General features: G+C 64.6%; 17 protein-coding genes. 6 read left to right on the top strand and 11 right to left on the bottom strand.

Annotated features, from left to right (window positions below):
- The first annotated feature begins 35 nt into the window (after nucleotides 1–35).
- From GEV06_16445 to GEV06_16435, 3 genes are all read left to right on the top strand, one after another.
- Entirely contained in the window at nucleotides 36–839 is an 804-nt protein-coding gene (locus tag GEV06_16445; GenBank protein MPZ19487.1) for a hypothetical protein, read from the top strand.
- Nucleotides 840–878: 39 nt separating this feature from the next.
- Nucleotides 879–2,189, top strand: a complete 1,311-nt coding sequence (locus tag GEV06_16440) for an aminotransferase class I/II-fold pyridoxal phosphate-dependent enzyme (protein MPZ19486.1) — start codon at nucleotides 879–881, stop codon at nucleotides 2,187–2,189.
- 83 nt (nucleotides 2,190–2,272) lie between these two features.
- The gene (locus GEV06_16435; protein ID MPZ19485.1) at nucleotides 2,273–5,485 is read left to right on the top strand and encodes a TonB-dependent receptor plug domain-containing protein; all 3,213 of its coding nucleotides are present in this window, start codon (nucleotides 2,273–2,275) and stop codon (nucleotides 5,483–5,485) included.
- 494 nt (nucleotides 5,486–5,979) lie between these two features.
- On the opposite strand, the gene GEV06_16430 is transcribed toward GEV06_16435, so the two are convergent.
- From GEV06_16430 to GEV06_16405, 6 genes are all read right to left on the bottom strand, one after another.
- Nucleotides 5,980–7,032, bottom strand: coding sequence for a hypothetical protein (locus tag GEV06_16430; GenBank protein MPZ19484.1), 1,053 nt, complete (start codon nucleotides 7,030–7,032; stop codon nucleotides 5,980–5,982).
- Nucleotide 7,033: 1 nt separating this feature from the next.
- The gene (locus GEV06_16425) at nucleotides 7,034–7,519 is read right to left on the bottom strand and encodes a hypothetical protein (protein ID MPZ19483.1); all 486 of its coding nucleotides are present in this window, start codon (nucleotides 7,517–7,519) and stop codon (nucleotides 7,034–7,036) included.
- Between the two features lie 45 nt (nucleotides 7,520–7,564).
- Complete coding sequence (locus GEV06_16420) at nucleotides 7,565–8,110, bottom strand: FMN-binding protein (protein MPZ19482.1); 546 nt, start codon at nucleotides 8,108–8,110, stop codon at nucleotides 7,565–7,567.
- Between the two features lies 1 nt (nucleotide 8,111).
- Nucleotides 8,112–9,470, bottom strand: coding sequence for a hypothetical protein (locus tag GEV06_16415; GenBank protein ID MPZ19481.1), 1,359 nt, complete (start codon nucleotides 9,468–9,470; stop codon nucleotides 8,112–8,114).
- Between the two features lie 653 nt (nucleotides 9,471–10,123).
- Nucleotides 10,124–10,450, bottom strand: a complete 327-nt coding sequence (locus GEV06_16410; GenBank protein ID MPZ19480.1) for a hypothetical protein — start codon at nucleotides 10,448–10,450, stop codon at nucleotides 10,124–10,126.
- Nucleotides 10,451–11,057: 607 nt separating this feature from the next.
- Complete coding sequence (locus GEV06_16405; protein ID MPZ19479.1) at nucleotides 11,058–11,561, bottom strand: hypothetical protein; 504 nt, start codon at nucleotides 11,559–11,561, stop codon at nucleotides 11,058–11,060.
- 305 nt (nucleotides 11,562–11,866) lie between these two features.
- On the opposite strand from GEV06_16405, the gene GEV06_16400 reads away from it, so the two are divergent.
- From GEV06_16400 to GEV06_16390, 3 genes are all read left to right on the top strand, one after another.
- Nucleotides 11,867–12,079, top strand: coding sequence for a hypothetical protein (locus GEV06_16400; GenBank protein ID MPZ19478.1), 213 nt, complete (start codon nucleotides 11,867–11,869; stop codon nucleotides 12,077–12,079).
- Nucleotides 12,080–12,211: 132 nt separating this feature from the next.
- Nucleotides 12,212–13,504, top strand: a complete 1,293-nt coding sequence (locus GEV06_16395; protein ID MPZ19477.1) for a hypothetical protein — start codon at nucleotides 12,212–12,214, stop codon at nucleotides 13,502–13,504.
- Between the two features lie 147 nt (nucleotides 13,505–13,651).
- The gene (locus GEV06_16390; GenBank protein MPZ19476.1) at nucleotides 13,652–14,278 is read left to right on the top strand and encodes a hypothetical protein; all 627 of its coding nucleotides are present in this window, start codon (nucleotides 13,652–13,654) and stop codon (nucleotides 14,276–14,278) included.
- A gap of 151 nt (nucleotides 14,279–14,429) precedes the next feature.
- Here the strand turns inward: GEV06_16390 and GEV06_16385 are convergent, their stop codons facing one another.
- The 5 genes from GEV06_16385 to GEV06_16365 all read right to left on the bottom strand — a co-directional run.
- Nucleotides 14,430–15,260 (bottom strand): helix-turn-helix domain-containing protein, encoded by an 831-nt coding sequence (locus GEV06_16385; GenBank protein MPZ19475.1) that lies wholly within the window; start codon nucleotides 15,258–15,260, stop codon nucleotides 14,430–14,432.
- A 464-nt stretch (nucleotides 15,261–15,724) separates the two neighbouring features.
- Nucleotides 15,725–16,210, bottom strand: a complete 486-nt coding sequence (locus GEV06_16380) for a hypothetical protein (GenBank protein ID MPZ19474.1) — start codon at nucleotides 16,208–16,210, stop codon at nucleotides 15,725–15,727.
- The gene (locus GEV06_16375) at nucleotides 16,137–16,364 is read right to left on the bottom strand and encodes a hypothetical protein (GenBank protein ID MPZ19473.1); all 228 of its coding nucleotides are present in this window, start codon (nucleotides 16,362–16,364) and stop codon (nucleotides 16,137–16,139) included. Before GEV06_16375 ends, GEV06_16380 begins: the two co-directional genes overlap by 74 nt.
- A 139-nt stretch (nucleotides 16,365–16,503) precedes the next feature.
- Complete coding sequence (locus GEV06_16370) at nucleotides 16,504–16,692, bottom strand: DUF2892 domain-containing protein (protein ID MPZ19472.1); 189 nt, start codon at nucleotides 16,690–16,692, stop codon at nucleotides 16,504–16,506.
- A 62-nt stretch (nucleotides 16,693–16,754) separates the two neighbouring features.
- Nucleotides 16,755–18,113 (bottom strand): AcrB/AcrD/AcrF family protein (locus GEV06_16365; protein ID MPZ19471.1); only part of this gene is annotated, 1,359 nt, incomplete at its 5' end.

Here is an 18,113-nt window from a genome sequence, read left to right as displayed (position 1 = left end):
CGCGGCACCCCGAATGAAGGCGCAAAGAGGCGGTGATGAACCGGCGAACTCTCCTGACGCTCATCGGCGGATCGGTGGGCGCGGCGCTTGCGTGTAGCCGACGGCCGGCATGGAGCGCGGCGGTAGCCGCTGTGGACATCACGCCTGCGGCGAAGATCTGGATGGCCGGGTATGCGGCGCGAACGCTGCCATCGCAGGGCGTGGCCATGCCGCTTCATGCCAAGGCGCTCGCGCTTGAAGACGAGCATGGTACGCGCGCGGTGCTGGTCACAGCCGACATCCTCGGGTTTACGACCGGATTGCCGAGCGTGTGGCCGCAGCCGCCGAGCGACGCTACGGCCTGCCGCGGGCGCGCCTGTTGCTCAACGCCAGCCATACGCATTGTGGCCCGGTTGTGGACGACGCTCGGCCACGACTTCGTTCAGTTTCACGGAGACGACGCCGGGGTTGCGCAGGCGGCGCTCGAGCGGCGGTACCGGTGCGAACCCCAAGCCGCGCGGCACGCTGGAGCTCCGCTTCCCGCGGCCCAGCCAGAGCCGGTCCAGATCTGGCGCTTGGGTGACGACGTCACCCTCGTGGCACTCGGTGGAGAAGTGGTGGTCGACTACGCGCTGCGGCTGAAGAGGACATACGGGCCAGCGCGGATGTGGGTCGCCGGGTACAGCAATGACGTCTTCGCCTACGTCCCCTCCCGACGTGTGCTCGAGGAGGGCGGCTACGAGGGGGGCGGAGCGATGATCTACTACGGCAAGCCAAGCGCCTTCGCCGCGTCGGTCGAAGAGCGCATCTACGACAAGGTCGGCGATCTCATGCGGACCGTCACCCGCGCAACCGGGTGAGAACGGAGGACAGCGGTGAAGGGCGATCTCAACCGTCGGATGTTCATGGGCGCGATCACCGCGGGCAGCGCGGTGCTCTTCAGCCGTCGCGCCGCAGGAGGCGACACGTCGGCGCCCGCACTGCTCGGTGGAACGCCCGTGCGCCGGGAGCCGTTTCCGACGTGGCCCGTCGCAGACACGCGTGAGACGGAGGCGCTCGCGAGGGTGGTTCAGAGCGGCCACTGGTTCCGCGGCAGCGGTGAGGAGGTGAATCGCTTCGAGGCGGCGTACGCCAAGTTGACCGGAGCGCGACACTGCCTGGCCACGGCCAACGGGACCAGCGCCCTGATGACCGCGCTTCAAGCGCTCGGCGTCGGCCCTGGCGACGAGGTGATCGTCCCGCCGTATACGTTCATTGCGACCGTCAACGTGGTGCTCTTGGCGCACGCGCTGCCGGTGTTCGTGGACACCGACATCGAGACCTTCCAAATCGACGCAACGGAGGTCGACGCTGCCATCACCGATCGCACGCGCGCCATCATCCCGGTTCACCTTGGCGGTGCGGCTGCCGATCTGGACACGATTCTCGCGGTCGCGCGCGCACGTCACATCCCGGTCGTCGAGGATGCCTGCCAGGCGCACCTTGCCGAGTGGAAAGGCCGTAAGGTTGGCACGTACGGCCGCGCCGGCTGCTTTAGCTTTCAGGCGAGCAAGAACCTCACGGCAGGCGAGGGTGGCGCCGTGCTGAGCGACGATGGCGAGCTCATGGAGGCCTGCTATGCGTTCCACAACAACAGCCGCGGGCGGAAGACCAGCGGGTACGACTTCTCGTACCGAAGCGCGGGGGCCAATCTCCGCCTCACCGAGTTCCAGGCGGCCCTGCTGATGGCCCAGATGACGAGGTTGGAGGCCCAAGCGCGTGTCCGCGACGAGAATGCCGTGTATCTGACTCGCCTCCTGAAGGATATTCCCGGGATCACCACGGCGCGGATGTACGAGGGTTGCACGCGAAACGGGTACCACCTGTACATGTTTCGGTACGAGGCGGAGCAGTTCGCTGGCCTGCCGCGCACTGCGTTTCTCGAGGCACTGGCGGCTGAAGGCGTCCCGGCGTCGGGGGGGTACGCACCGCTGAACAAGGAGCCGTTTCTCGAAGCGACGCTGACCGGGCGTGGCTATCGGGTGATCTATTCGGCCGAGCAGATCGCCGAGCTCGAGGAGCGCAATCGGTGCCCGAAGAACGACCGCCTGTGCGACGAGGCGGTGTGGCTCACGCAGAACATGCTGCTCGGATCGCGCGGCGACATGGATCAGATTGCGGAGGCCATCCGCAAGGTTCAGCGGCACGCGGCCCGTCTGGCCACAGCGTAGCTGACCTTCCTGCTTGCCGGAGAGCTGCACAGGCTCTTCGCAGCGACGGAGAGCTCGCGTACCGCCACGAGAGGAGTGTGACCATGACACGTCAACGGATTGCGGGACCCGTGCCCTTGGGATTGGCCCTACTCACCTTGCTGCCGGGTCTCGTGTACGGCCAACAGACGGCCGCCGTCGTGGGCACGGTGACCGACGCGACAGGCGGGACGATGCCGGGCGCCAGCATCACGGTGACAAGCCGCGAAACCGGGCTGACTCGCTCCACGGTCACCAACGACCAGGGAAGCTATGCAGTCGCCTCGCTGCCCGTCGGGACGTACACGGTCTCGGCGGAGCTCGACGGGTTCGGCACGCAAGTCACCGAGCCGCTCAGCCTCGCGGTCAACCGAACGGTCCGTGTGGACTTCGTGTTGCAAGTAGGCGACATCACGGATACGGTGGTCGTCTCGGGGATCCCTGCGTTGTTACACACCGACGACTCGCAGATCGGCACGCTCATCGAAAATGTCCAGGTCGTGAACTTGCCGCTCAACGGCCGGAACTTCACGCAGCTGGCCGTGCAGGTGGCTGGCGTCGCGGAATCGCCGGGGAATGCGGCGGGATCTCATCTCGGTGGTGATCGCGGATCGGGCCTTGCTTTTAGCGTTCACGGGCAACGGTCCAACTACAACGGCTACATCATCGACGGCGCGACGGTCAAGGAGTACCAACACGAAAGCCCGGCCCTCAGCCCCTCGATCGACGCCATCGAGGAATTTCGGGTGGAGACCAGTAACTACAGCGCTGAGTTCGGGATCGAAGCTGGGGCGCACGTCAACATCGTCACCAAGTCTGGCACGAACGACTTCCGTGGCTCGATGCACGAGTTCTATCGCGGGCACCAGCTCAGCGCCCGCAACTTCTTTGCGTCCGACAAACCGGACTTCCAGCGCCACCAGTTCGGCGGCACGCTCGGCGGGCCCATCGTGCGCAATCAGCTGTTCTTCTTCGCCAGTTACGAAGGCGGGCGCATCGGGAGAGGGGTGACGTTCAACGAGCGTGTGCCCGACGCCGAGATGCGCGCGGGCGACTTCTCCGACCTGCTCGGACAGGGCCTGCAAATCGTCGACCCGCTGACCGGCCACCCCTTTCCTGGCAACGTGATTCCGGGCCATCGGATCAACCCGGTGGCACGCGCCCTGCTGGAAGAGTTCGTGCCCCTGCCGAATCGCCCGGATGAGGCGCTCAATTGGCAGCGCAATGACACGGCCACGATCAAGACTCACCAGTTGCTTCCGCGCGTGGACTACAACCCCTCGGGCACCGACCAATTGTTTGCGCGCTACATTGTCGAGGACTTTCACAATCTCAGCGCCAAGACCTTCCCCACCGACGGGTTCAGCCAGGACGGTCGCGGGCAGAACGCGACCGTGGGATGGACGCGCACCCTCGGCGGCCATCTCCTGAACGAGCTCAGGTTCAGTTACAACCGGTTCGTCCAGGACGAGCTCGTGTCCCGGGCCTTCGAGCGGGATGTCGTCTCCGAGCTGGCCCTGGAAGGCCTCTGCACCGAGGACCCCGCTTGCTGGGGCCTGCCTCAAATGAGCGCGACCGGCTTCGCGAGCTTCGGCGAGCACGGGCAGGGCCAGGTCGTGTCCGGCCCGCGAGGATGGGTGAACCAGATCTACGAGCTGAGCGACAGCATGTCGTATGTCCGGGGCAGCCATCACCTGAAATTCGGCGCCAGGGTGCAGCGGCTATTCGACGACTTCCCGGAGGCGATCTTTCCCCGGGGCGTGTTCACGTTCGATGGCCGTTTTACCCATCCCAGTGGTCAACCGAACATCGAGACGTCCATGGCCGACTTCCTGCTGGGCATTCCGCGGACGAGCCAGCGGAGCATCGATATCTTCGCGCCAGACTTTCGAAGCTGGGCATTGTTCCCCTGGATCCAGGATGACTGGCGGATCAGTGGATCCCTCACGCTGAACCTGGGTGTGCGGTACGAGTTTCATCAGCGGCCCGCTTCCAAGACCAACACGATCTCGACCGTGGACTTCTCCGGCGAACAGGCGACGCTGGTGCCCGCGACCGAGCACGAACAGTTCGGGTACCCTCGGGCGCTCGTCGAGGAGGACTGGAACAATGTGGCGCCGCGGATCGGCCTGGCCTGGAACCCGACCAGGCGGCTGGTCATTCGCAGTGGCTACGGCGTCTTCTATCAGAAGGAGTCGGCCAACACCTGGATTGACATTGCGATCAATCCACCGTTCGTACGCCAGACGCTTCGTATCCTGGAGCCGGATGATGTGCCTGGCTTCGAGCTCCGGCGCGCGTTCGCCGACGTCGAGGACATCCCGTTGCTCGTGTTTGCCATCGACCGCCAGTGGCGCGACAGCTACGTGCAGCAGTGGCATCTCACGACCGAATTTCAGCTCGCTCCCAACCTCGTCCTGCAGGCTGCCTATGTGGGGAACAAAGGGACGGACATGGCCCGGGCCTACGACATCAACCAGGCCGCGCCAGGACCGGGCTCTGTTCAGAGCCGGCGCCCGTTTGCGAACTTCGGCACGATCAACATGCTCGACACGGGAGGTCGCGCGAGCTATCACGGCCTCGAGCTGCAGGCCGAGCAACGCTACTCGAACGGCCTAGCTTTCCTGACGGCGTATACCTTCGCCCGTTGCCTCGACGATACACCAGGCACCTTCATTGCCGAAGCGGGCGCCGGCTTTCAACACGCGCGCGATCTCCGCTCAGACTACGGACCGTGCAACCAGGACGTGCGCCACCGCTTCACCGGGAGCCTCGTGTACGAGCTGCCCTTTGGGCCGGGCCAGGCGTTCGGCAGCGGCGCCACCGGGCTGCTCGGTCACCTGATTGGAGGGTGGCGGGTGGCGAGCATCGCGACGCTGCGATCCGGCTATCCTTTCACCGTGTTCGCCTTGGGAGATCCAGCCAACGTCGGCAGTGGTCGAATCCGTGCAAACCTCGTGGGCGATCCCACGATCGCCGATCGAACCCTCGAGCGGTTCTTCAACACCGACGCGTTTGCGAACCCCGTCGGCGACTTCGGCGACCTCGGCCGTAACACGATGATCGGCCCATCGTTCAAGAACGTCGACCTGTCGATCATCAAGAGCGTCAACCTTGGCGCGACCAGACAACTCGAGCTCCGAGCGGAGCTCTTCAACCTGTTCAACCACACCAATTTCGGCATTCCTGGCAACGTGGTCGATAGCGCAACGTTCGGAGCGCTGACCTCCGCGTCCACCGCGCGCGACATTCAGCTCGGGCTGAAGTTCATCTTCTGAGCCAAGCCGCGTACGAACTGTTCGAGGCGGTTCTGCGAGATTGAGCCTCAGATAGTCAGGAGCAGCGGTCAGGGGCAGTGTCGCCGCCCACTTCGGCCCGCTACTGCCAACGCCAGCAACTCATCATCGGTCCATGGGCGCGTACAGCCCGCCTTCAGCGCCCGAACCGCCTCGACCGTCGCTGCGCCAACCGGAGTGCTAGCCGCGCCCCACTCGCGGCGGATGTACGTCAACACGTTGGCGAGCTGCTCGTCACCGAGGTCCTGAATCGAATGGAGCTTGCCCAGGTCCTTGTGAGTCTCCGCGGGGTCCGGCTGGTATAGCGTGAGCGAACTCGACCCGCGCCGCTTCGAATCTCCCGATGACCATCAGACTGCGTCCGAGGATCATGTGTGCCGCGGCGTTTCGGACATCGAGTTGAAGCGACTTGGCCAACCCTTGATCGACCGACCGATCTTCTGCTGGCCTGACCGGCGCGAATGGCGGGTGGCATCTCAGTGACAGACCTCACCTTGGGTGACCAGCCCGGCTGTTCCGACCGAACCTCGATCGAAGCGCCCCTTGAATGCTGCGCTCTTCACAACCTGCACCGAGCCCCCGCGCCGCGGGACAAGAAAGCACGCGGCAACATCGTGCGCCTCGGCCCACCTGAGGCCGGCCTCCGTTCCCATCACGTAAAGCGCGGTGGACAGGATGTCGGCGGCCAGCGCCTGTGAATGCCACACCGTGACCGATCCTGTGAACGTGGCAGGTCGCCCTGTGCGTGGATCCAATATATGGCCGATGCGCCGGCCATCCCCGCTTACGTCACGTTCCGAACCACCGCTGGTCGAAAGTGAGCCAGACGCGAGCGAGACGACGAGGGCCGGGCGTTCGCGTGCCAGCGGGTGCGCCAGCGCAACATCCCAGCCCGCCGCGTCTGGCGGCGAGCTTCCCACCATGACCTGCCCGCCGAGATCAATGAGCCAAGACGCACCTGTCGCTACGGCCGCTGCGCGGTCCAGCCCAACGCCTTTGCCGAATGCCCCCTCCTCCAGCGTGACCGGTCGCCTGCGTGTGAGACGGCAGCCTGCGTCGACGGCGATGTGCTTGAACCCCGCACGCGCACGCGCCTGTGTGAGTGTGGCGGCCCGGGGCGTGCGGCCGCCGGCGCGAAGGCCCCATGCATCGATGAGACTCCCAATCGCTGGATCGAACGCGCCGCCTGTCTGGTCCCACCAACGTCTCAGCGTCCGCAAGAGACCGCAGGCGTCAGGGCCGATCTGGACAGGGTGTCCCACCGGTTGGCGATTCAATCGCGCGAGCGTTGTGTCGTTACGCCATGTGCTGAGCTGCTCTTCGCTCGTCTCCAGCGCGCGAAGCATGCCTTCGAGCCGCGCGAGCCCCACGCTTCGGTTGGGTGCGTAGGTCACAAGACGACAGGACGTGCCCATCAGATACGCGTGGCGTTGCACCAGTACGTGGCTGACCTTCGTGGAGCTGCTGAGTGCGGGAGGCGAGACCACTACGAGGAGTGTCGCGATGATCGTTCGGCGCCACGGGCCCATGCTATTTCCCCGCCACAACCGCCGTTGCGTCGCGTGAGCGCCGCGGCACCGCTGTGCGCCGCTCTCGTGTGAGACGAGCACTGATGATCAGGTGGACCAGGTACGCCACGGCAAACAGCACGCCCGCGATGACGTGAACCGCGATCATCGTCTCGAGAATCGCCGGAGCCGTGACGACCTGCAGCAGGTAACCAGAGAGCGCCATGGCACCGAAGCTGCTCAGCATCACGTAGCCGCTCTTCCGGTTCGGCGTTCCACCGGTGCGAATCTGCCAAAGCACGTGGGATTGCAACACCAGGCCAAAGACCAAGAGTAATGCAGGGGATGCCAGAATGTGTGCAGCAAGGACGAGCGGTTGGAGTGGATGGTTGACGACGGCGAAGGGGTCGTCGGTCGCCATGGCGTACTTCATCCAAAGATAGACGACGCCGGTGAGCGTGACCAAGACCGTCAGCACGTGGAGTGACCGTCGTTCCCAAGCTGGCATGGTGACTCGTTGGCGACCCTCCATGAGGGCCGTCGTCCTGTCGTCCTAGCGCTGGTCTGCCGCGGCTTCGAGCACCTGGTCGAGCGCAAGGACTCGGCGCACGGCGGCATTGGTCGCCATGGCTGTCAGTGTCGCACCGGTGATGCCGCGAATGCTCCGTTGCAGGCTCAGCTCAGGGCCAAGCGCGCGGTTGTCGTATTGCTCCAGCCAGCGATCAGGTGCTTGGTACTCCGGCGGCTCGAGAAACGCGGTCGCGTCGATGCGCTTCACGCGACCACGGCTGTCGAGCGAGATCAACAAGCTCTCGCGCTTCCTGCGAACCACGTGTGTGTCCACGTAGGCGCGGCCAATGATACGACCATCAACGCGCGCAACATAGCGCGCGATGAGGGGGCTGGGTAGCGCCTCGCCGGCGAGCTTCGCGGCGCGCGCCTGCTGCGCCTCCGTCAGAAACACGGTCGACGAGGTAATCGCGGCGCCGGGAAAGGTGAGCTGCAGCGCTTCATCTCGGCTGATCATGCGCTGCGCCGTGACCCGTGCGATCGCTCCAACCATCGCGAGCAGGCCGACAATCGCAACCAGCTTTCCCACGTTAAAACGCATAGCCGAGGGCGATGTTGAACTGGTCGCGTCCCGTGCCGGCATCGTTGTCCGTCACTTGGTAGTCGGCCTTCACGACGATGTTGTAGATGGGACGGAGCTCGGCACCGATCACGTGACCCGTCACGTCGCGAGCCGGGTCGCGAATGAAGCCTGCTGGCACGTCCCGCTGCGTATCCACGACCTCGAAGCGGTAGTACGGCGTGAGACGGAGGCGCTCCGTGACGGTGGCAAGCACGTTGTAGCCAAGCTGCAGATAGACGCCGCGCATCGTGCTGGCCACCGCCTCGTCTCTCGGCAGATCGTTGGCCACGCTGAGGGCCTCCGCGCCATCTACCTCCGCGTGTGCGAACAGGCCACGCACATCGAAGCCGCGCAACTGTGCCTGCCCATGCAGCTCCACGATCGTCGTCGTCACATGAAGCTCGCCGCCGCCGGTCGTGGGTGCCGATTGGTCCGCGCCGCCTCTGTACGCGCCAACGCCCACGAACACTCCAGGGCCCGGTGCGTAATCGAGACGACCAACCACACCCAAATCATCCGCTTTCGCCTCGCCGCCGTTCTGGCGGCCACCGCGCAGCCCGTCCGCCGTGAAGCCAGAGCCATCGAATCCGTTCACGAGGTAGCCACGATAGCTGAACCGACCAACGGTGCCGAGCACACCCACGCCGTTCTCGCGCCATGTCGAGGGAATGATCTGCGACTCCGTGGCAGGACGCCGTGCGCCGAGAAACACGTTGGGCTCGTGAAACTCGTTGACAAGCCCCAACGGCATGAGGAGCAGCCCGCCGCGCACGGTCACCCTGGGGTTGACGATGTAGTCGACGTACGCGAACTCGACGCCCAGTTCATCACCACCATGCTCGAATTCGATCTCGGAGTTGAACACGAACCGATCGCTGAAGCGGTAGCCCGTGTAGATCACGGCGCGCACGAAGTCGAATTGAGAGGTGCGATCGCCCTCGAAGTTCTCGTACAGCGCCTCGCCATAGCCGGCGACGGAGATGCCTTGCCGCTTGGTGTACGCCGAAGCCGCGGAGGGCGCCAACCCCAGCGCGCGCGTTTCCTCGGCGGTCAGCTCGCGCTCCTCTTCGCCACTGCGGAACCTCTCCACCTCTTGCGCCAACACCTCGAGCCGCCGTTTCAGCTCCTCGATGTCTTCGGTGCGCTGGTCGGCTGACTGCGAGTTGGTATTCGATGGTGCATCCGCGGACTGGTCAGAGGCGGCGGCGTACACGCACGGTACGCTACCAGGCCAAGTGAGGACACAGGCAATGGCCGCAGCAAGGCACAGATGGCAGACGCCAGAGGGTGCCACGGAACCAGCCCGAAGGTGTGAGGCATTCGTCATGAGCGGGCTCTTCATCCGCGACGGGATAACGACAAAATGAAACTGAGTCTCAATTCCACCTCCAGAACTCTATATGCGACCGGTTTGGTCGGTCAAGGTCCATCTACCGACGACGACGCAGGCGACCGGTCTGCCAGGGGTGAAGTCCCTCACATCATGAGCGCTTGAGGATAGGGCGCAGCGTTAGGCTCGGCGTTCAGACTAGAGCGGTTGCGAGAACCAATCGGGCACCTCGCCTCTTGCAGCGCTTCTCGTTTCCCATAACATTGGCGGCTTCCGAACGACACGCTAGCGGCGGCGGCTGCAACGCGTCCACCGTCAAACCGCCATGTGTAAAAGGCTAGTGTGGGCTGAACCGCCCCCGCAAGCGGATGACCTGCGGTCGAGGCCTCTTGTTCCAGGATCGTGGACACTTTCGTTGGCAGTTCGGCGTGATGGGACTGGGTGCAGCCAGTGCCGCACCCAGCAGCCGAGGGAGGGAAACACTCGGGGAGAACAACATCGCAAGGAGGAAAGGAGAGGCCCCGCTGTCGGTCGGCTACCGACGGCGGGGCCTGGAAGTGGAGAGGATATTGAATTATCTAGCGTGACGAAACCGCTGTCAATCATTCGAACGCAACGAAGAACGATTGCGTCCAGCAATCTGGACGCCATTACGGCGTGGCTTGTCCCGGTATCGCCACGGGCGGGACTGGCATGGGGCCCCATTCCATACGGGCAGGCATGAGCGACTCCGTGGAGGCCATCAGGCGAGCCTTTTGCTCGGTCGTGGTCGTCTCCCATGTCTCCAGCCCTAGGTAATCTGTGCCCCGTGCGAGGTACCGCAAGACCCGTGCCTGCTCCGCTGGCTGCGTCCCCCGCGTTTGCCCGTCGCAAGCGTCCTGCGGAGAGCGAGCTATTCCCTCATCGAGCCGTCGAAATTTCGGCAGTTCGCCCAGCTTCTTCCCGGCGTGGGGGATGGCGGGAATCGTGAGAGACATGGCGTATGCGCAAGTTATGGTTCGCGTTCACCGCTGTGATTGTCGTGTCGTTCACGGTGCTGGGCGCCGTCGGCGTCCGCATCTACCAGCAGGCCCCGCCGGTGCCCGAGCGCGTTGTCACAAGCGACGGTCGAATCGTCCTAGGCCCGGGAGAGATTCACGAGGGTCAGAACGTCTGGCAGTCGTTGGGCGGGATGGAGCTCGGCTCTGTGTGGGGACACGGGAGCTATGTCGCGCCCGACTGGACCGCCGACTGGCTCCATCGTGAGGTGACATTCGCGCTCGATCGGTGGGCACAGACAGCGCACGGGCGGGGCTATGCGCAGCTCGTGCCTGAAGCGCAGGCACCACTGCGCGAGCGGCTGACGCAGATGATGCGAGCAAACACGTACGACCCGGCGACGCGGACGCTCGTCATCGATCCGGCCGGGTACGAAGGTCAACTTGCGGTTCTGCGGGTCTGTGAGCGCGAGCTGCAGGTCGTAGCGCAACCCGAGGTTGAGCCGTCAGCGGATCCCGGATCACCACGAGCGCACCGTCGTCGAGGCTCTGGGAGAAATCCCCTTGCCGTTCCAGCGCGGTGGGAACGCGCGCGCCGTTCTCGAACTCACCGGTGGTCTGTCGAATGCCGTTGTAGCTGGCAAAGAAGAACGTGCGATTCCGAACGACGGGCCCGCCGAGGCTTCCCCCGAAGTTGTTCCGACCGGCCGTGTTCGGCCGAATAGTTGTTGGTCTGCACGCGGAACTCGCGCACCGCGTCCGGGTTCGGCGCGATGTTGCCGGTCTGGCGCAGGCCACTCGTGTTCGCGCCGCCGTCCAGGTTGTAGTTCACCGCACCCGTCCCCGCGTTGGCGGATCCGTTGACGAGCGTCTCCTGACCGGGAATCCCGAACAGGTTATTCGAGGTCGAATCGTCGACACCGGCGGTGAGATCGAGCAGCGCATACACGTCACGGTCGACGAGTGGAAGATTCAGGATCTCCGTCTGCGTCACCGTGCGTCCAAGCGCCACGTGGCGCGTGTCGACCAGCGGCGCATCGCCGACGACCTCGACGCTCTCGACCGCCGTGCCGACGGCGAGCGCCGGATCGACCCGTGCACTGCGGTTCACCCCAGACCGATGTCTCAATAGGCCCCATGTCGCACCGGCCCGGCGCCGCGTCAAGCACAAATTCTATTTAACAGCAATCATTCTGTTTGACAGAACGAATACCGACGCGTCTGACTTTCTGTCTATAATATTTCTCCTATCAACACAAAACAATCCAGGTTGGTTGACGTCGGTTCCAACCCAGTCTCCCCGGTATTTGATTGTTTGACATCGCACTGTAGTCGGCAATACAGTGGCAGCAAGGGCTCTATTAGAATTCTTTCTGTGGTACAGAATGCAAGACCGCTCTACTCGCGGAGCCTGCCATGAACATGCGCGCGTCGGTCCGTGGCCAATCGCCCCGTCGCGTGCAGACGCGCGACGTCGACGTGCCGGATACCGCCACCGAGCTCCAAGCCTGGCTGCAATCCGCAGGCTTCAGGATACGGCGTCCGTTCATTCGCCTGTACCGCGGCGCGTGGAGCTGGCCGCGCCACAGCAATTGCCTGTTCGTGATCATGGGACCGGAGCTTGGATAGGCACATGAGTCGGCAAGGGGCCGTCCGACTTCTGCTCCACCTCGACTTCGTCGAGGCCGTGAAACGCAGGCGCTGGAGGCTTGCCCTGCGCCGGGAAGCCTACGCGGACGAACACCGGAAGGGAGCGTGACCATGACACTGACACCGGAACAGAGAGCGCGCGGGCGTCGCAACTTCCTGAAGGCGATGGCCGGAGTGCCCGCGCTCGCGACCTTGGGCGCGACGGCCGCTTTGCGGGGCCCGCTCAGGGGCGGACCAGTGCGCACGGGCATCATCGGCCCTGGCCGGCAGGGCAAAGTGCTCCTCGGTCAATGCCGGCCCAACTTCGTCGATCTGCGCGCCATCTGCGATATCAACCCTCACCATCGGCAGGAAGCGGCTGATGCGCTCGTCACGCTCGGCTGGCCCCGCCCCGCGCTGTACGAGGACTGGCGCGAGATGCTGGCGAAGGAGGATCTCGAAGCGGTGCTCATCGCGACGCCCCTCTGGTCGCACGCGGAGATCGCCGTGGGGGCCCTTGCGACAGGACATCACGTGCTCGTCGAGAAAATGATGGCGTACGACCTGGAAGGCTGCTGGCGCATGGCGGAGGAGGCGCGGCGGCAGCGGCGCGTGCTCGAGATCGGGTACAACCGCTTCTACGCGCCGCATTATCAGGCGGCTTATGGGCACGTGATCAAGCCTGGCCTGATCGGCGATATCTATCACGTCCGGCTGATGTACCATCGCAACCGATCGTGGCGACGCGACATCAAGCCGCCCTCCCCGGACTACAGTCCCGCGCGGTGGGGCTATCCAACCTGGGACCACCTCGCGAATTGGCGACTGTACCGCACGTACTCCCAGGGACTCGTCGCCGAGCTCGGTGGCCATCAAATCGGCACAACATGCCAGTTCCTCGACAGCGTGCCGACGGCCGCCTTGGGAAGCGGCGGCATCCACCGCTTCACGGATCGCGAAGTGAACGATCACGTGTACGTGATCTTCGAGTATCCCGGTGGGCGGACGGTCACGTTCTCGTCGATCGAATCCAACGACTTCGACCACATCACCGAGCAGTTCATGGGGACGAAGGGGACGCTCATCTTCGGCCGGGAAGGCGACGCGATGCTGTTCACCGACGACGACGAGCCGACGAGCTTCAAGACGACACCACGCGACGACAACGCCGTCGTGGAGGCATCCGAGAGCCGTCTTGCCGACGCGCGCGGCGAGACCGTCGAACGAGCCCAGGTCGGCAACGGCGGCGATGAAGACCGCCTGTTGCCCTATCGGCTCGAGATCCAGACGTTCTGTTCGGCCATCCGGGTGGGAACAGATCTTCGCTGTGGCGTGGACATGGCGTCGCACATCGCCGCAGCGTGCCTGGCCGCCAACCAGGCGATCGCGTCGGGTACGCGCGTTCCGGTCGCGACAGCGACCTGACCGGCGCAGGGGGCCGCGCGACTGAGGAGGCCACCGAACGATGTCGTCTGGCCCATCGCACAGAAGGCAGGATGCGGTAGGTGATCTCATGCGCTGGGCGCGATGGCTCGCGTATCACGCTGCTGGAGAGGCGCCGGAGGAGGTCCTGTGTCCCCTCGCCTGATTGGCGTTTTACTAGCCCTGTTTCTACCTGCCCACACCGACGGGATCCAGCGGGCGCCGCTACTCGCGCGCGAAGATTGGCGGGAGACGCCCGCTGCACGGCCGGTCACGCAGGCACACGTCGCGCATCCCGACCTCAGGCTCCTGCTGTTCGGACCGGGCAACGCCAGGATCAAGAAGAGCCATCACGACCAGCCAGCCGATGACCCGTACTACGTCTGGTCCGGCGAAGCCTTAGACACGTGGGCGGTCGGGCTGCGACACCGGGCCGGACTTGTCGATCTCAGCCGGGGCGGATCGATCCGGTGGCGCAGCCGGCAGAGTGGCTTTCGCAACTTGCACCTGATCGTCCAACTCGCGGATGGCGGGTGGCTGGTCAGCGACCAGTCAGAGCCCGCCTCGGATGACTGGCGTGTGCGTGAGCTCGACGTGGCCGACCTGACGTGGCGGACACTCGACGCAGCGACAATCAGCGAAGGACGGCCAGTCAAACGTCCACCGCTCGAGCGTATCGCTGCCACCGGTTTCACCGACGTGATGCGCGGGGGCGGCACACCGGCGAGCTCGCGACTCGACTGGATCGAGATTTACGGGTATCTCGTCCCTTGGTAACGGTGGGCGGGGAGTGCGTGTACGCCGCGGGGATGTCAGACACGTTCCGACGGGCGGCCTGCAGGCAGCAGCAGACCGGCTCACGCAGACAGCCTTGGAGCTGCCTTCTGAAGCCGAAATGCGGCCAGGCCTTTCGGTGGCTGCGCTCCGGTCAGTGCAACTCGTGGAGTTGGCGATCCTCGTGGACGTAGGCGGCCGCGCCGAGCATGTCGGACAGACGCCGGCAGGAGTCCTTGAGCACCTTTGCGACCTGTTGTCCGAGCGCACGCGAGTAGCGGACTTTCGGAATCCCCACACTGATGCAGCCGCAGACGGCGCGCTCAGCGTCGAAGATCGGGCCGGCTAAGAAGATCGCTCCAATGATCGTCTCCTCCTGGTTGAAGGCAACGCCCCGCCGCGCCACGTTCTCCCATTCGTTCTCGACTTCGGCACGCCTTGTCAGGGTCCGTGGCGTGAGCGGGTCGAGCTGAATCTGCGAGAGCAGTCGGGCCCGCACCGACGCCGGAAGATAGGCGGCGAGCACTTTCCCGGCGGCCGTCGCGTGGAAGTGCACGTCGGCGCCCAGCGGGCCCACGAGCCGGAGATTGCGGCGCCGGGGCTCACACACGTCCACGAAGATGCCGCGACCAGCCCGCAGAATCGCGAGGTACGCGCTTTCGTCGAATGCATCGACGATCTCGCGCAGATACGGCCTCGCAAACGGCAGCAGCTCCACGTTGGCCGTGAAGCCGCGCGCCAGCAGGAGGCACTTGATGCCCAGCTGGTACGGCCCGCCAGGGATCGGCTGCTCGACGTAGCCGTGCCACTTGAGACTGCCGAGCGTCCGGTGAATCGAGCTCTTCACATAGCCCGTTTGCAGGGTGATGTCCTGCAGCGTCAGGCCGCCGGGCGCGTCGCGAAGGATCTCTAGAACGCGGACGAGCTTGTCGATGACTTCAATGTTGTAGCCGAGCGGCTGATGATTCTGCCTGGAGGAACGCATGTGACGGTCAACATACCATTGGAGTCGGAGCCGGTGCGCACTCGCGGCGCGGCCTGCCCGCGACCCATATTGAAACGCCGGACCATCGGGACTGATGTCGCTACACCGCAGACGATGCCGCCTGCCCGCTCATGCTCTGTACCTCGGCCGGTACGGAGGCCGTTCTGTTGTACAGTACTAATCTCACATAATAGAACGTATTTCCGCTGTTTGCTTGTCTTATACAGAACACATCGCATCGCCGGTGGATGCTCCCTCCGGACGTCGACATCCATATTGTTTTGGACCCGACCGACGTGCTGATCGTAACGCGGACCTGGAAGGCAGCCTTCGATCAGCAGTCCTGTTCGGCCGGGCACCGCAAGCATGCGACCATGACCCTGACACCGGAACAACGAGCGCGCGGGCGTCGCACCCACCTGAAGGTCGACCGTGCTGTCGAATCGGTGCACGGTGCAAGGTGCTCAGACGGAGGGCGCCAGAGGAAGTGTCACGACGACCGTGGTGCCGCGCTCGGACGAGGAGGCGAGATCGACGCTGCCGCCGTGGCGCTCCACGATTCGCTTGACGATGGCGAGCCCAAGGCCGGTGCCGCGGGTCTTGGTGGTGAAGAACGGCTCGAAGATCCTGTCGCGCAGATCGCGGGGCACACCGTGGCCGTGGTCCGCAATCGCGACCTCGCACCGGTCGCCCTTTGCCTGAACCGTGACTCGAATCACTCCGCTGTTGCCCATGGCTTGCGCAGCATTCATGAACAGGTTGAGAAACGCTTGCTGGAGCTGCTCTGAATCTGCGGGCAGCACCACGTCATCGTGGCCCTGGATATCGACGGTCACACCGGAGAGGCGCTCTTCGCTTCGCAACAACCACGCGGTATCACGCAGCAGCCTGTGCACGCAGACGCTCGCGAACGTGGGCGGTTTCGGGCGCGCACACTTCAGGACGTTCATCCACCATCGCGTTGAGCGCCCGCAGGCGCGCGGCCATCAGCTCGACCACCTGCGCATCCGATCCCTCAGAGACCAGATGCGTCCGCACAATCTGCAGGGACCCCAGAACACCCGCGAGCGGGTTCTTGACCTCGTGGGCCACGACCGCGGCCATCTCCCCTAACCGCAATGCTGTTCATTTTAGGTACTGACGCAGACGCCCGACCTAAAGGTCGGGCCTACATTTGCCCGATCTGCCGCTGACTTGTGTAGGCCCGACCTTTAGGTCGGGCGCTAAGTGAACAGCATTGGGACTAGCCCCGAACGCCAGCCCGCCTCAACAGGGCCATCATCGGGCACCAGTTGGTGAAGGCCGACTGGAACAGGTTCGAGCCGACAAACAGGGTGAACCAGAAAAAGTACGGGTGCACGTAGATACCGGCGAGCACGCTGGCCGCGACGAAGAAGCCCGCAATGAGCCGCAGCATCCGTTCGATGTTCATATTCTCCATCACGCCCTCCTTGGGTTCCGTCTGTGTTTCAGCACGGTAAGAATTTCGCGACCTTACGCAGCGGTCGTGGCTGGTTGCTGGACGAGGTGCCGCCGGTTCACCAGGTAGTAGATGACGGGCACGGTCATCCGTGACAGCAGCAGCGAGGCCACCTCGCCGGCCATCAGCGAGATGGCGAGGCCCTGAAAGATCGGATCGAACAGGATGACCGTGGCCGCGACGATGACGGCGGCGGCGGTCAGGGCCATCGGCCGAAAGCGAACGGCGCCGGCGTCGACAACGGCGTCCGCCAGCGGCATTCCGTCGCGCAGGCGCAGCTCGATGAAGTCCACCAGGATGATCGAGTTTCGTACGACGATGCCTGCGCCCGCGATGAACCCGATCATCGACGTGGCGGTGAAGAAGGCGCCCATCGCCGCGTGCGCCGGAAGAATCCCCACGAGCGAGAACGGGATGGCCGCCATGATAACGAGCGGTGTGGTGAAGGACTGGAACCAGCCCACCACGAGGATGTAGATGAGGATGAGCACCACGGCAAATGCGAGGCCGAGATCACGAAACACCTCGTAGGTGATGTGCCATTCGCCGTCCCACTTCATCGCGTAGCAGGCGCTGTCCTCTGGCTGGCGTGTGTTGTAGATCTCGAAGGTGGACCCGTCTGGCGTGCTTACCGTGGCAAGCGAACGGTTCATTTGCAGAATTGCGTATACGGGGCTCTCGTGGCCGCCCGCGACGTCGCCCGTGACATACGTGACCGGGCGGAGATTCTTGTGGTAGATGCTGCGCGCCTCACGGCCTGCGACGAGTGCCGTGAGCTCACCCACGGCCACCTGCCCAGTGCCAGCTGGATCTGGGCCAGCTGGTTCTGGGCCAGCCAGTGTTGGGCCAGCGGGCGCTAAGCCGGCCAGCCGAACCGCGCGAATGGTGTCGACCGAGTCCCGCAGTGCGCGGGGCAGACGCAGGACGATCGGAACGTCTTCCCGCGACCGCTCGTCATGCAGTAGGCCCGCGACCTCGCCGCTCGCTGCCATGTTGACGACGGATGCGACGGCTCCCGCACTGACGCCTGCCGCGGCGGCCTTCTCCTCGTCGACGCGCAAGATCGACTTCGGTGGTTCTTCCTCGACGTACCAATCGACATCGACGACGCCCGGCGTCGTCTCGAAGGTCTGTCGCACGGTATTGGCCAGTGCCACGCGCTGATCGGGATCCGGTCCGTAGACCTCGGCCACCAGCGTTTGGAGGACCGGCGGACCGGGCGGGACCTCGGCCACCTGGATCCGCGCGCCGAGCTGCCTTGCCATCGGCGTGATGCGCTCACGGACGCGCCCAGCGATGGCGTGACTTTGCGTGCGGCGATCCGACTTCGGCCTCAGGTTTACCTGCAGGTCGGCCATGTGCGGCGCTTGGCG

The sequence above is a fragment of the Luteitalea sp. genome (genome assembly GCA_009377605.1).
Taxonomy (GTDB): Bacteria; Acidobacteriota; Vicinamibacteria; order Vicinamibacterales; family Vicinamibacteraceae; genus WHTT01.
Note: the sequence above shows the minus strand (reverse complement) of the source record. Positions and strands in the feature narration are given on the sequence as shown.

Excerpts from the sequence above, each read along its gene's own strand:
- GEV06_16440 (MPZ19486.1), top strand. The coding sequence starts at position 879 with ATGTTCATGGGCGCGATCACCGCGGGCAGCGCGGTGCTCTTCAGCCGT.
- GEV06_16430 (MPZ19484.1), bottom strand. The coding sequence starts at position 7,032 with ATGGGCCCGTGGCGCCGAACGATCATCGCGACACTCCTCGTAGTGGTC.
- GEV06_16375 (MPZ19473.1), bottom strand. The coding sequence starts at position 16,364 with ATGGCCGCGGTCGTGGCCCACGAGGTCAAGAACCCGCTCGCGGGTGTT.
- GEV06_16370 (MPZ19472.1), bottom strand. The coding sequence starts at position 16,692 with ATGAACATCGAACGGATGCTGCGGCTCATTGCGGGCTTCTTCGTCGCG.
- GEV06_16410 (MPZ19480.1), bottom strand. The coding sequence starts at position 10,450 with ATGTCTCTCACGATTCCCGCCATCCCCCACGCCGGGAAGAAGCTGGGC.
- GEV06_16385 (MPZ19475.1), bottom strand. The coding sequence starts at position 15,260 with ATGCGTTCCTCCAGGCAGAATCATCAGCCGCTCGGCTACAACATTGAA.
- GEV06_16425 (MPZ19483.1), bottom strand. The coding sequence starts at position 7,519 with ATGCCAGCTTGGGAACGACGGTCACTCCACGTGCTGACGGTCTTGGTC.
- GEV06_16400 (MPZ19478.1), top strand. The coding sequence starts at position 11,867 with ATGAACATGCGCGCGTCGGTCCGTGGCCAATCGCCCCGTCGCGTGCAG.
- GEV06_16445 (MPZ19487.1), top strand. The coding sequence starts at position 36 with ATGAACCGGCGAACTCTCCTGACGCTCATCGGCGGATCGGTGGGCGCG.
- GEV06_16415 (MPZ19481.1), bottom strand. The coding sequence starts at position 9,470 with ATGACGAATGCCTCACACCTTCGGGCTGGTTCCGTGGCACCCTCTGGC.
- GEV06_16395 (MPZ19477.1), top strand. The coding sequence starts at position 12,212 with ATGACACTGACACCGGAACAGAGAGCGCGCGGGCGTCGCAACTTCCTG.
- GEV06_16435 (MPZ19485.1), top strand. The coding sequence starts at position 2,273 with ATGACACGTCAACGGATTGCGGGACCCGTGCCCTTGGGATTGGCCCTA.
- GEV06_16380 (MPZ19474.1), bottom strand. The coding sequence starts at position 16,210 with ATGAACGTCCTGAAGTGTGCGCGCCCGAAACCGCCCACGTTCGCGAGC.